The organism is Achromobacter sp. Marseille-Q0513 (assembly GCF_018195695.1).
GTDB lineage: Bacteria > Pseudomonadota > Gammaproteobacteria > Burkholderiales > Burkholderiaceae_B > Achromobacter.
This window is the reverse complement of the sequence record NZ_JAGTJY010000022.1, coordinates 26074-39522: the sequence shown is the minus strand read 5'-3', so window position 1 is coordinate 39522 and position 13449 is coordinate 26074. Positions and strand designations below refer to the sequence as shown.

Genomic DNA, 13449 nt, shown 5'->3' with positions numbered 1-13449 from the left:
TGGCCGGCGGCCTGACGATTGACGCCGGCGATGGCGGCAACGTCGTCAAGCTGGAGACGGTGACGGTGGGCGGCGACACGCACATCACGACCGGCAAGGACGCGGACCAGATCACGCTGCTCAACAGCGGCCTGGCCGGCGGCCTGACGATTGACGCCGGCGATGGCGGCAACGTCGTCAAGCTGGATACCGTGACGGTAGGCGGCGACACGCACATCGCGACCGGCAAGGACGCCGACCAGATCACGCTGGTCAACAGTGGCCTGACCGGCGGTCTGACGATCAACGCCGGCGACGGTGGCAACATCGTCAAGCTGGACACCACGACCGTGGGCGGCGGAACGTCCATCACGAGCGGCAAGGACGCGGACCAGATCACGCTGCTCAACAGCGGCCTGACCGGCGGCCTGACGATCAACGCCGGAGACGGCGCCAATGTCGTCGCGCTGGACACGGTCACGATGGGCGGCGATACGTCCATCACCACCGGCAGGGACGCCGACCAGATCACGCTGACCCGGACAGTCGGCCAGGGCATGCTGCGGATCGACGCAGGCGACGGCGACAACCGCGTGCTGCTGTCCGAGACCGTCCAGCATGGCGCGACGACGATCCTGACCGGCAAGGGCCAGGATCTCATCAGCCTGTCGATGGCGGACTTCCTGGGCCGTTTGCACGTCGAATCCGGCGCCGGCGACGACAAGATCTGGATGTCCCGGATCCTGCTGGGGGCTGGGGCGACGGTGCTGGGCGGCGATGGCGACGACTACATCTATCTGTCGGCGCGGGCGCTGGCGGGCGGCGTGTCGATTTCCGGGGGAGCGGGCAACGACCTCATCGTGCTGGACCAGCTGCCGTCGCTGACCAGCCGGCAGACCGTTCCCGGCCAGGTCGATCGCGTCGACGTCGACGGCGGCGCGGGCTCCAACCGCGTCATCGTCAATCTGGCCGAGGCGCTGACCTCCGTGTTGATCAATGTCCATCATTCCGACGGACAGGGCCGCGAGAACCTGGCGGGCGTCAACCAGCTGACCATCAATGGCACCGCGCAGGACGAGACCTTCCTGCTGCGCGCCGGCTATCTGGCCAAGCTGACGCCGCAGGGCGCGGGCTACGCCGATGCGGTGCAGCGCGTGAACTATGACCGCACCAGCACGGGCGGGCTGCGCCTGAACGCGGTGGACGGCGGCAATCGCTTCTACATCGACGACACCGGCACGCAGGTCGTCATCGACGGCGGCCGTGGCAGCGATCCGGCCAAGCGCAACGAGTTCCAGATCGGCCAGCTGTACGGGCTGGACCGGCTGCCGCCCAGCGTGGCGGCGGGCGACCGGATCGATACCGTGCGTACCACGCAGGGCTATCTGTCGCGCGGCAACAGCCATGGCATGACGATCTACGGCGCCGAGAACAGCGTCAACGTGTTCCGCGTCTACAGCAATGCCGCGCCGCTGGCGCTGCATGGCGGCAAGCGCGACGACGCCTTCATGGTCTACGCCTTCAAGCAGGATCAGGCGCAGGCCGGCGGCGCGCGCGGCTACGTGGTCAACGGCGAACTGTCCATCGATGGCGGCGCGGGCGTGAACACCTACACCACGCTGGGCACGGAGGAGGACGATGCCTTCGCGCTGACGCAGGAAGGCCTGCGCGGCGCGGGGCTGAACACCCGCTACCAGAACATCCAGCGGGTGAACCTGGACGCGCGCGAAGGCAACGATCACATCTATGTGCTGTCCACCCGCAGCAACGTGATCACCACCCTGATCGGCGGCAGCGGCAGCAATACCTTCGACCTGTCGGGCGATGTGGCGGGCAATACCATCGTCAGCGGCCGGGACGGCTCGCGCGGCGTGCTGGATGGCAAGCAGCCGGTCGTCGTCACCGCCCAGCCGGGCGCGCTCAACGGCGGCGGCGCGCCGCTGGCGCTGTCGGTGAACCTGGACACGGGCATCCTGCCGCGTCCGGCCAGCGGCCAGGCCTATGTGTCGCTGACCAGCGCCATGCTGGCGTCCGCGCTCTACGGCTCGCTGGCGCAAGGCACGGGCCTGTCCGCCGCCGATGGGCTGGCGGCCGTGCGCCAGGGCCTGCAGGGCCGTGGCCTGCTGCTGTCGACCGACGGCGGCCAGACCTGGCATGAAAGCGTGGTGCTGGCGTTCGACGCCAATGGCGCCGGCGGGCAGGGCTGGGATACGACCCGGCAGGTGCTGGTCAAGCTGGAGGACGGCCCGGGCATCGGCCTGCCGCCGGTGAGCCTGGCTGGCCGCGACCTGCGGCTGTCGGCCACGCTGTTCACCACGCTGCCCGGCATGCACGATGTGGCCCTGCCGTCCATCGTCGTGCCGGTGGCCGATCCGGGCCACGCCGGACCGCCCAACGATCCGGGCAAGGTGCGCGCGCCGCGCGCCACCGACCAGCCGGCGATCGTCGTGGACCCGGTCACGGGCGTGAGCTATGCCAACTATCCGGACCAGCCGCATGACGTGTCCGGCATCCAGGGCAGCCTGCTGATCGAGGGCGGCGCGCTGGACAAGCCGGACTACGACGGCGCGCTGCGCGCCGGCGTGGGCCTGCCCGGGGAAACCGACGCGCCGCTGGGCGCGCGCAACACCGGCCAGGCGCCGACGGCGGCGGCCAACAACCGCATCCGCCTGTTCGACGACGGCACGCTCGCCGGCCAGGTGGGCATGCAGGACATGGCCGGGCAGCTGAGCGGCCTGGGCCGGCTGTACAACAACCCGCAGGCGGGCGACTTCGGCCGCATCACCGGGCTGGGCATGACGCCGGGCGTGGGCGCGGCGGCGGGCAGCATCTTCCAGGCCAGCGAAGCCGGCGTCCATGGCTATGACCGCGGCATCGTCTTCCACGGCGTGCAGTCGGTCAACACCATGCTGGGCCAGGGCGACGATACCTACACCGTGCGCCATGCGCCCGTGGGCACCGTGACCCTGGTGCAGGGCGGCGGCGGCAACAACACGCTGGTGGTCCAGGGCGATACCGTGGGCGGCGCCAGCCGGCCGGTGCTGCTGTTCGGCTCCACCAGCCAGGACGACCGCTACTACACCGCCACGCCGGGCCACCGGGTGGCGGGCCAGGCGCTGGCCTTTGGCCGGGCGGGCAACAACGTGCTGGACGCGCGCGGGGCGACCCAGGGCGTGATCCTGTACGGCGGCGCCGGCGACGACCTGATCTACGGCGGCTCGGGCAACGACCTGATCGCCGGCGGCGGCGGCAACAACACGATCCACGCCGGCCACGGCAACAACATCGTGTTCGGCAACGCCGGCCTGAACATCGACCTGGGGGCGCCCATGGACATGCGCAGTTCGCCGGACCTGCGTTCGCTGTACGCGCTGACGCTGGTGCTGAGTCCGGACCAGGCCGCCGGACAGGCGGTGGGCGCAGCGGCGGACCGGCTGGCCGGGGGCGGCAACACCATCACCGCGGGCGACGGCAACAACATCGTGTTCGCCAACTTCGGCCGCATCGTGACGGTGACGCCGGTCAACTACCTGCGCGACCGGGGCGATTTCATCGATCCCGCCGCGCCGGGCGGCGAGGCCCGTTACCTGGCGGGCGCCGGCCTGCTCGCGCTGGAAACCATCAATGTGGCGGCGACGGGCAGCAATGCCATCTCGGTCGGCAGCGGGCGCAACGTGCTGTTCGGCGGCATGGGCGACGACAGCATCCGGGCGGCCGGCGGCTTCAACCTGATGGCCGGCAACGCGGCGCAGGCGCTGTACACGGCGGCGGGGCGCATCCTGTCCTTCGCCTCCACCTTCCCATCGCAGGGGGGCAACAATTCGCTCTACAACAATGGCGAAGGCGTGATGATCGGCGGCGTCGGCAACGACGTGCTGGAAAGCGGCGCCGGATCCAACGTCATGTTCGGCGACAACGGCAGGGTGACCTTCGTCAACGATCGCTTCAGCGTCGCCGAGACGCTGGACATCGCCTACGGCGGCAACGACATCCTGCTGGCGGGCACCGGCGGCAATTTCATGCTGGGCGGCAGCGGTTCCGACATGTTCCGGGGCAGCTTCTCCAAGGACGTGATGGTGGGCGATTTCGCGGCCATCTACTTCGATCAATCCGGCAGCCGCATCGTCAACCTGACGCGCTTCGGCCCGGGCGGCAACTCGCCCGACCTGATCACCCGCTCGCTGGAAGCGCTGTATTCCTGGCCCGGCACGCTGGGGCATGCGCCGCATCCGGTCTTCGAGCGCGCCTGGACGCAACGCAGCGTGGCCTTCCTGTCCGCCGGCCACGCCGCGCAGGATGGCGGCCGCGTCAGCGTGGCGCCGGAGCGTCCGGATATCGTCATCGAACGCCACGACGGCGGCATTTCGATCTATGCTGCCGGCGATGCCACGCATGGCGAAGTCAGCATGCGTGGCGGCGCTGGTGCGTCGGACGGAGGCCGGAGCATGGCGCCGTCCGGCGCGGCCGGGACGGAATCGCCGGGGGACGGCGCGCGTCAGGAGCAGGAGGAGCAGCAGCAAGAGCCGCAGGCCGGCGGGCGGGAGCAGGATCCGCGTCCGCAGGCGTCCGCCGGCGAGGCGGCGCCCCAGCCGTACGCCGAGCCGGATCGGGAGCCTGACGAGCGCGCGGCCCTGGCGGCTGGCGTGGGCGTGCTGGGCCTGTCCGGCGCGCTGGGCGCGACCGGCTCGGTGGTGTTCAATTCCAAAACCAATACATGGGAGAACAAGGCCCGCCGCAAGACCGGAGTGCGCATGATCCGCCAGGACATGCCGCTGGAGGAAGCGCAGGCCCTGAGCGAGGATGAATGATCCGATCGTCGCCGCGCAGGTGAAGCGCGCGGACCTGGCCTGGTGGTCGGCGCTGTCTTCCAGCGCCGACCGGCAGGCGTTCCTGCAAGCCTGGGTGGCCCTGCAGGCCAGCCAGCTCGCGGACCTGCGCCATGGCGCGCTGATCCTGGGCGAGCCGGACACCGGGCCGTTCGAGGTGGCGGCCGCCACGCCCGCCGGCAGTCGTCCCGGGCCGGGCTTCTACAACCTGGTGGACGACTGCCTGCAGGGTCGCGAGACGGCCGTGGCCGCCGACGGCCGCGCGCTGACCGTGGCCTATCCCATCGTGCTGGGCGGCCGCCTGCATGGCGTGGCCGCCTTCGAGACCGCGCCGCAGCCGCCCGAGCCCGTGGTGCAGGCCCTGCGCTGGGGGGCGGGCGTGCTGGAGGCCTGGCTGCTGCAGGGCGAGCGCAGCGACAGCGCGCTGACCATCGAGCGGCTGATGTACGTGGTCAACAGCGTCGCGCGCGCCTTGAAGGAAGGCCGCTTCAAGGACGTGGCGCTGACGCTGGTGACCGACCTGGCGACCCGCATGGAATGCGACCGCGTGAGCATCGGCTTTCGCCAGGACGGGCGCATCAAGGTGCAGGCGCTGTCGCACAGCAGCCGCCTGGTGCAGAACATGAACCTGGTGCAGGCGGTGGCCGAGGCCATGGACGAGGCCGTGGACCAGAACACCACGCTCTGCCTGCCCCTGGACGAGGGCCGCACCATCCAGCTGCGCGCCCACCACAAGCTGGCGCGCGAGTTCGGCAACCGCCACGTGCTGACCGTGCCCTTCGCGCCCGACGCCGAGGCGCGCGGCGCCCTGCTGTTCGAGCGGCCGGACGGGCGCGGTTTCGACCGCCAGGACATCGAGCTGTGCCAGAGCGTGGCGCTGCTGGCGGGCCGGGTGCTGTACCAGCGGCTGCGCCAGGAACGGCCCTTGTGGCGCAAGGGCCGCGATGCGCTGCTGCGCGAAGCGGGCCGCTTGTTCGGCGCGCGCTACATCGGCCGCAAGCTGCTGGTGCTGGCGGTGGCGGCGTTGGTCCTGTTCGCCGCGCTGGCGCACGGCCCCTACCGCGTCGGCGCGTCCGCCACCGTGCAGGGCGTGGTGCAGCGCGTGGTCGCGGCGCCGTTCGAGGGCTATATCGCCGAGGCCGCCCGCCGCGCCGGCGACGAGGTCAGGCAGGGCGACGTGCTGGCCGTGCTGGATACCCGCGAGACCGAGCTGGAGCTGCTGCGCGCCGGCAACCTGGAGGTGCAGTACCGTCGCCAGGGCGAGGAAGCCATGGCGCGCGGCGACAGCGCCGCCGCCGCCATCGCCCAGGCGCAGGCGCGCCAGGCCATGGCCCAGATCCAGTTCTACCGGCAGCAGATCCAGCGTTCCAGCCTGCGCGCGCCGTTCGACGGCGTGCTGGTCAGCGGCGACCTGAGCCAGCAGCTGGGCGAGGCGGTCAAGCGCGGTCAGGAGCTGTTCAAGCTCTCGCCGCTGGACGGCTACCGCCTGTGGCTCGACGTGGAGGACCGCCAGATCGACGACGTGGCGGTGGGGCAGACCGGCAGGGTGGCGCTGGCCGCCATGCCCGACCGGCAGATCCCGTTCACGGTCACGCGCATCGTGCCGCTGGCCCAGGTCCAGGAAGGCAAGACCGTGTTCCGCCTGGAGGCCAGCCTGACGCCGGGCGAGAGTGCCACGCTGCGTCCGGGCATGGAGGGGGTGGGGCGCATCGACATCGGCGAGCGCCGCTACGCCTGGATCTGGACCCACGGCTTCATGGACTGGCTGCGCCTGAAGTGGTGGGCCTGGTTCGGGTAGGAAGCGGAACATGACGGCCACCGCCCTCTACAGCAATTCCTGGCACCGCGTCAGCGCGCTGCGGCCGCGCCTGCGCTCGCACATCCACATCCAGCGCCACACCTATCGGGGGCAGGTCTGGTACGTGATGCAGGACCAGAGCAACGGCGAATTCCACCGCTACACGCCCGAGGCCAACCTGCTGATCAGCCTGATGGACGGACGCCGCAGCGTGCAGCAGATCTGGGAGACCGCCTGCGCCCAGCTGGACGACGACGCCATGCCGCAGGACGAAGTCATCCGCCTGATGTCCCAGCTGCACCGCGCCGACGTGCTGATGACCGACCGCGCGCCGGACGTGCGCGACCTGGTGCAGCGCCGCCGGCGCCAGCGCGCGCAGAAGATCAAGCAGTACGTCGGCAATCCCAGCGCGCTCAAGCTGCCGCTGCTCGACCCCGACCGCTGGCTGAGCGCCGCGCTGCCGTACTACCGCTGGCTGTTCACCTGGGTGGGCGGGCTGCTGTGGCTGGCCGTGGTGCTCTACGGCGCCTCGCTGGGCGCCATGCACTGGAAGGCGCTGACGCACAACGTCTGGGACCAGGTGTTCTCGGCCGGCAACGTGCTGGCCATGGCGCTGGTGTATCCGCTGGTCAAGGCCGTTCACGAGCTGGGTCACGCCTGCGCGGTCAAGGCGCGCGGCGGCGAGGTCCACGAGATCGGGCTGATGTTCCTGCTGCTGGTGCCCATTCCCTACGTGGACGCGTCGGCGGCGGCCGGCTTCGCCGACAAGCGCTGGCGCATGCTGGTGGGGGCGGCGGGCATCCTGGTGGAGCTGTTCCTGGCGGCGCTGGCCATGATCGCCTGGACACAGCTGGAGCCGGGCCTGGGCCGGTCCGTGGCCTATAACGTCATCATCCTGTGCGGCGTGTCCACGCTCTTCATGAACGGCAATCCGCTGCTGCGCTATGACGGCTACTACGTGCTGTCGGACGCCATCGAGATTCCCAACCTGGGGCAGCGCGCCAATGCCTGGCTGGGCTACCTGTTCAAGCGCTATGTGCTGGGCCTGGCCGCCGTCGAGGCGCCGCGCGCCAGCCGGGGCGAGCAGTGGTGGTTCGTGGGCTACGCGCTGCTGTCCTTCGTCTACCGCATGTTCATCATGTTCCTGGCCATCTTCCTGGTGGCGGGGCAGTTCTTTTTCTTCGGTGTCCTGCTGGCCTGCTGGGCCATTCTGAACACCATCGTCATGCCGCTGTGGCGGCTGGCGCGGCAGCTGTTCACCGACCCGCAGATCCAGGCGCGCCGGGGACGCTCCTATGCCATCACCGCGCTCTGCGTGCTGGCGGCGGCGGGACTGGCGGGCGCCGTGCCCATGCCGTCCTCGACCGATACCGAGGGCGTGGTCTGGGTGCCGCCGTCGGCCCAGGTGCGCGCGCCGGTGGCCGGCTTCGTGCGCGAGCGCCAGGCGGCGGACGACGCGCTCGTGGCGGCGGGCGCGCCGCTGCTGGCGCTGGAGAACGATGAACTGCAGCGGCGCGACGCCATGCTGGCCGCGCAGGTCGACGAGTACCAGGCGCGCTACGTGCAGGCCCATGCCCAGAACCCGGTGCAGGCCGCCATCACGCGCCATCAATGGCAAAGCCTGCTGACCGAGAAGCGCGCGGTCGATGAACAGGTGCAGTCGCAGCAGGTGCGCAGCCGGCACGCCGGCCGCTACGTCTCGGCCCAGCCCGAGGACATGACAGGCCGCTACGTCCAGCGCGGCGAGCTGCTGGGCTATGTGCTGACCGAGGCCGAGACGGTGCGCGTGGTGGTGCCGCAGTCCAGCCTGGAGCGGATCCATCGCTCGCTCGAAGGCGTGCGCGTGCGGCTGGTGCAGGACGCGGGCCGCGTGTTCGAGGCGCGCGTCCTGCGCGAAGTGCCGTCGGCCACCGACGAACTGCCCAGCATGGCGCTGAGCCTGCAGGGCGGCGGCAGCATCGGGGTGGATCCGCGCAAGTCGCAGGAAGGACGGGCCAAGTCGGCGGAGAACCTGTTCGTCATGGACCTGCAATTGCCGCCAGACGCGCCGCGCGGCTACGTGGGCGCGCGCGTCTATGTGAAGTTCTCCCACGAGCCCCGGCCGATCGCGCTGCAGGCCTACGATGCGGTGCGCCAGATGGTGCTGCGGCAACTCAAACTGTAATGGACAGCTTCGCCGCCCTCGCGCCCGACCCGCTCTATCCCGAAAGGGAGAGCGAGCGGCACGCCAACAAGCTGGAGGCCTGGGGCACGGCGGCGCTGCGCTGGCTGGCGCGCAAGCGGCGCCAGCCGCTGTGGCGCACCCGCCGCATCCTGGCGCAGGTGCATCGCGAGGCCGGCCGGCTGGCCGAGCTGGATCTGGCTGGCGTGCGCGCGCGCGCCGACGAGGTGGCCTTCGACCTGCGCTGCAACGGCATCACCCAGGCCGGCGCCGCGCGCGCCTTCGCGCTGGTGCGGCAGGCGGGCAGGCTGGCGCTGGGCAAGGCGCATTTCGATGTGCAGCTGCTGGGCGGCTGGGCCATGCTGCAGGGCATGGTGGCCGAGATGAACACCGGCGAGGGCAAGACGCTGACCGCCACGCTGCCGGCCGCCACGGCGGCGCTGGCCGGGCTGCCGGTGCATGTCATCACCACCAACGATTATCTGGTCGAGCGCGACGCGCAGATCATGACGCCGCTGTACCAGGCGCTGGGCCTGAGCGTGGCCTGGGTCAGCATGGAAATGGATCCGGCCGAGCGGCGCCGGGCCTACCAGGCCGACATCGTGTACTGCTCGAACAAGACCCTGGTCTTCGACTATCTGCGCGACCTGATCGTGCTGGACGACGACAAGGACGAGGACCGCCTGCGGCTGGAACGGTTGCGCGGCGGCGACGGGCGCGTCGGCGAGCTGTTCCTGCGCGGCCTGTGCTTCGCCATCGTGGACGAGGCCGACAGCGTGCTGGTCGACGAGGCGCGCACGCCGCTCATCATCTCGGGCGTGCAGGAAGAGGACGGCGGCGCCGTCACTGCCCAGGCCATGGAACTGGCGGCGGGCATGCGCGAGGAACATTATCTGATCCAGCGGGACCATCGGCGGGCCGCGCTCACCGAGTCCGGGCGCGAGCACCTGCGCCAGGCCTGCGCCGCCCTGCCCGCGCCCTGGGGCATTCCGTTCCGGCGCGAAGAGCTGATCCTGAGCGCGCTGACCGTGCTGCACCTGTACCGGCTCGACGAGCAGTACATTGTGCGCGACGGCAAGGTCATGGTGGTGGACGAGTTCACCGGGCGCGTCATGCCCGACCGTTCCTGGGGCCAGGGCCTGCACCAGATGATCGAGCACAAGGAAGGCCTGGAGCTGAGCGATCCGCGCGCCACGCTCAAGAGCATCAGCTACCAGCGCTTCTTCAAGCACTACCTGCTGCTGGCCGGCATGACGGGCACGGCCGCCGAGATCCGGGCGGAGCTGGGCCGCGTCTACAACCTGCCGGTGGTGCGCATTCCCACGCATCGGAAGTCGCGCCGGCTCCATGCGCCGGACAGCGTGCACCGGACCATGGCGGACAAATGGGCGGCCGTGCGCGAACGCTGCCGCGCGCTGCACGCTCGCGGCGTGCCGGTGCTCATCGGCACGCGCTCGGTGGCGGCGTCGGAGGAGGTGGCAAGGGTGCTGGCCGAGGCGGCGCTGCCGGCGGTCGTGCTCAACGCCAAGCAGGACGCCGACGAGGCCGCGCTGGTCGGGCGCGCCGGCGAGATCGGCAGCATCATGATCGCCACCAACATGGCCGGTCGCGGTACCGACATTCCCCTGTCGGACGCCGCGCGCGAGGCGGGCGGCCTGCACGTCATCCTGACCGAGCGGCACGAGTCCGCCCGCATCGACCGCCAGCTCGAAGGCCGCAGCGGCCGCCAGGGCGATCCCGGCCATGCCGAGGCCATCCTGTCGCTGGAGGACGCCGTGCTGGACAGCGTCAGGAACAGCGTCTGGGCGCGGCCGATGGACGCGCTGCTGGCGATGAGATTCCCCGGCTGGCGCGCCGTCGCGGCGCGCTGGCTGAGCCACGCGCAGGCGCGCACCGAAAGAAAACTGGCCCGCGAACGCCGCAGCATGGTGTCCGCGGACGAAGAATTGGAAAATTCCCTGTCGTTCTCCGGACAGGGAGACTGAGGTCCGTCGAAGATGAAGATTCCCGCCGCATTCCGTCCCGCCTGCCTGGGCCTCGCCGCCGCGCTGGCCTGCGCCGCGCAGGCCCAGGGCCTGCCGCCCGATGCCGCCTTGCCGCCGCTGACCGGCTTGGGCGCGCCGGCGGACAGCCTGGGCCATCCCATGGCCTGCCTGATCGAGCCGTTCCAGGTGTCGGAGCTGGGCAGCCCTTCGGCCGGCGTGCTGAACAAGGTGCTGGTGCAGCGCGGCGACGAGGTCAGGAAGGGGCAGGTGGTGGCCGAGCTGAACACCAATGTGGACGAGGCCACGCTGCAGCTGCGCCGCGCCGAGGCCGCCTACCTGGGCCGCGTGGTGGAGCGCAACGCCGACCTGTACCAGCGCAAGCTGCTGCCCGCCGGCGACTACGACGAGATGACGTCGCGCAGTCGCCAGGCGCAGTTGCAGGTCGCCCTGCAGCAGGCCATCCTGGCCGAGCGCAGCATCAAGAGCCCGTTCGACGGCGTGGTGGCCGAGCGCTATGCCGGCCCCGGCGACCGCATCAACGACAACAAGATCGTCAAGCTCGCGCAGATCGATCCGCTGGTGGTCAAGGTGGTCGTGCCCGACGGCCTGTACGGCCAGATCAAGGCCGATGCCGGCGCCCAGGTCACGGTCAACGCGGCCATCAGCGACAAGCCGCTGCAGGCCAAGGTCTGGCGCATCGACAGGGTGATGGACGCCGCCAGCGGCACCTTCACCGTGCTGCTCAAGGTCGAGAACAAGGGCAACGCCATTCCGGCGGGGATACGCTGCTCGATCCGGTTCTGAGGGCTTGGCAGCCGGCGGCGGGCCGGCGGGGCGGAACGGCCCTGGCGGCTCAGGCCGCGCGCAGCGTCACGTCGATCCATCCGCGCAAGGCGTTGGACAGGCGGATCCCGTCGGCCGCGTGCAGGTCGGCCAGGGTCAGCACCTTTTCCTTCGCCTGGCCGGTTTCCAGCAGCTCGGCGCGCTGCACGCCGGGCAGGCAGCCGCAATCGACCGGCGGCGTGTACCAGTGCGCGCCCAGGCGCAGGTAGACATTGCTGCGGCTGCCTTCGCACAGCTCGCCGCGCTCGTTCAGGTAGAGCAGGTCGAACAGGTGCGGGTGGGACGGCAGCCACTCGATGGTCTTGGTGTACCAGGGGCGGTGGGTGGTCTTGTAGCGCAGCAGCGGCTCGGACGAACGCAGCGCCTCGGGCGCCAGCATCACTTCCTGCACGGCCGGCAGCGGCGGCAGGGGGGCGGTCTGGATGCTGCGGCCGCCGTCGCGCGCCACCAGCAGGCGCAGCCGGTGCGGGCCGGGCGCGGACAGGGCCAGGGCGGCGACCAGGATGTCGGCCTCGACGGCGGGGCCGGCCCAGGCATAGTCCAGCGCCTTGCAGGAGGCTTCCAGCCGCTTCAGGTGCCGCGCCAGCAGCGGCATGCGGCGCTGGGCATCGACCAGGATGGTCTCGATCAGTTCGGGTTGCATGGGACGCTCCTGGGGAAGGGGGACGGGCGCGGGCCGCGTTCTATCCTACTACCGGCCCGAGGGGTTTGGGCCTTCAGCCCTTGAGAATGCGGGCTTTCCAGTGGCATTCCTGCCATTCGGAGGCCGGGTCGGAGTCGTGGACGATGCCGCCGCCCACGCCGTAGACGCTGGTGCCGGCCGCGTCCACGACCAGCGTGCGGATCGCCACGTTCAGCGAGAAATCGCCGTCCGGCGCCAGCCAGCCGATGCTGCCGCAGTACAGGCCGCGCGGCGCGATCTCCATCTGGCGGATGCGGCGCATGGCGGCGATCTTGGGCGCGCCGGTGATGGAGCCACAGGGGAACAGCGCGCGCAGCACGTCTTCCAGCGAGGCGCGGGGGGCGCGCGCCGAGACGGTGGACGTCATGGTCCAGACCGTGGGATAGCGTTCCAGCGAGAACAGCGCGTCCACCGTCACCGAGCCGGGCTCGGCCAGCCGGCCCAGGTCGTTGCGCAGCAGGTCCACGATCATCAGGTTCTCGGCGCGGTTCTTCTCGCTGGCCAGCAGCTCGCGGCCCAGGCGCTCGTCCTCGGTCCGGTCGGGATGGCGCGGCGCCGTGCCCTTCATGGGTCGGGTGGTCAGGCGCTCGCCGTCGCGCCGGATGAACAGTTCGGGCGAGAAGGACAGCACGCTGCGCTCGCCGTCCTGGATGAAGGCGGCGTGCGCCACCGGATTGCGCGCGGCGATGCGGCGGTACAGCGTGGCCGGGTCGCCGGCCAGGCGCAGGTCCAGCGGCTGGGTGTAGTTGACCTGGTACAGCTCGCCGGCGCCGATCAGGTCGCGGATCTCGTCGATGCGGCGCAGGTAGTCGGCCTCGGCCATGCGCGGCGCGGCGGGCGTGAGCGTGGCGGGGAGCGCGTCCGGGCCGGGCGAGTCCCAGGGCGCTTCGTCGGTCTTGCCGTCGAAGACCAGCGCGCGCAGCCGAGGCCGGCCGTCGTCGGCCGGCGGCGTCCAGGGGCCGGCGGGCGCGGCCCGCGCGGCCTCGGGCAGCAGCCATTCGCCCAGCTCGTAGTCCAGCATCAGCGCGACCCAGCGGCCCTGGCGGCGCTCGGCCTCGATGGCCTGCAGCGCCGGGCCGACCTCGGCGGCGGCGCGCGCCTCGATGCGGGAGCGGAAACCGTCCAGCCGCAGGGCGCGGCCGGCCAGCCGGTCTTCAAAGCGACAAAGCATGCTT

The 13449-nt window shown here is 71.0% G+C and carries 6 protein-coding genes and 1 pseudogene; 5 read left to right on the top strand and 2 right to left on the bottom strand.

Annotation, left to right across the window (positions count from 1 at the left end; translation table 11 throughout):
* The 5 genes and pseudogenes from KDH83_RS07475 to KDH83_RS07455 form a co-directional block, all read left to right on the top strand.
* Positions 1-4787, top strand: a pseudogene (locus KDH83_RS07475) (hypothetical protein); the annotation flags it as partial.
* Positions 4780-6603, top strand: coding sequence for an HlyD family secretion protein (locus tag KDH83_RS07470; protein WP_212314031.1), 1824 nt, complete (start codon positions 4780-4782; stop codon positions 6601-6603). The pseudogene KDH83_RS07475 and the gene KDH83_RS07470, both read left to right, overlap by 8 nt.
* Positions 6604-6613: 10 nt before the next feature.
* Positions 6614-8767, top strand: a complete 2154-nt coding sequence (locus KDH83_RS07465) for a hypothetical protein (protein ID WP_212314029.1) — start codon at positions 6614-6616, stop codon at positions 8765-8767.
* Positions 8767-10749 carry a preprotein translocase subunit SecA gene (locus KDH83_RS07460; protein ID WP_212314027.1) on the top strand — a complete coding sequence of 661 codons (1983 nt, stop codon included), beginning with the start codon at positions 8767-8769 and terminating at the stop codon, positions 10747-10749. The genes KDH83_RS07465 and KDH83_RS07460 overlap by 1 nt, the downstream gene beginning before the upstream one ends.
* Before the next feature lie 12 nt (positions 10750-10761).
* Positions 10762-11553 (top strand): efflux RND transporter periplasmic adaptor subunit, encoded by a 792-nt coding sequence (locus KDH83_RS07455; protein WP_212314025.1) that lies wholly within the window; start codon positions 10762-10764, stop codon positions 11551-11553.
* Positions 11554-11602: 49 nt separating this feature from the next.
* Here KDH83_RS07455 and KDH83_RS07450 read toward each other — a convergent pair whose 3' ends face one another.
* A complete protein-coding gene (locus KDH83_RS07450; RefSeq protein ID WP_212314023.1) occupies positions 11603-12235 on the bottom strand; it encodes an aminotransferase class IV family protein in 633 nt (210 codons plus the stop codon).
* A gap of 73 nt (positions 12236-12308) precedes the next feature.
* The gene (locus tag KDH83_RS07445) at positions 12309-13445 is read right to left on the bottom strand and encodes an aminodeoxychorismate synthase component I (protein WP_212314021.1); all 1137 of its coding nucleotides are present in this window, start codon (positions 13443-13445) and stop codon (positions 12309-12311) included.
* Between the last annotated feature and the right edge of the window lie 4 nt (positions 13446-13449).

Bases quoted from the DNA above. Each gene is read 5' to 3' on its own strand.
- KDH83_RS07470 (WP_212314031.1), top strand. From the start codon at position 4,780: ATGAATGATCCGATCGTCGCCGCGCAGGTGAAGCGCGCGGACCTGGCC.
- KDH83_RS07465 (WP_212314029.1), top strand. From the start codon at position 6,614: ATGACGGCCACCGCCCTCTACAGCAATTCCTGGCACCGCGTCAGCGCG.
- KDH83_RS07460 (WP_212314027.1), top strand. From the start codon at position 8,767: ATGGACAGCTTCGCCGCCCTCGCGCCCGACCCGCTCTATCCCGAAAGG.
- KDH83_RS07455 (WP_212314025.1), top strand. From the start codon at position 10,762: ATGAAGATTCCCGCCGCATTCCGTCCCGCCTGCCTGGGCCTCGCCGCC.
- KDH83_RS07450 (WP_212314023.1), bottom strand. From the start codon at position 12,235: ATGCAACCCGAACTGATCGAGACCATCCTGGTCGATGCCCAGCGCCGC.
- KDH83_RS07445 (WP_212314021.1), bottom strand. From the start codon at position 13,445: ATGCTTTGTCGCTTTGAAGACCGGCTGGCCGGCCGCGCCCTGCGGCTG.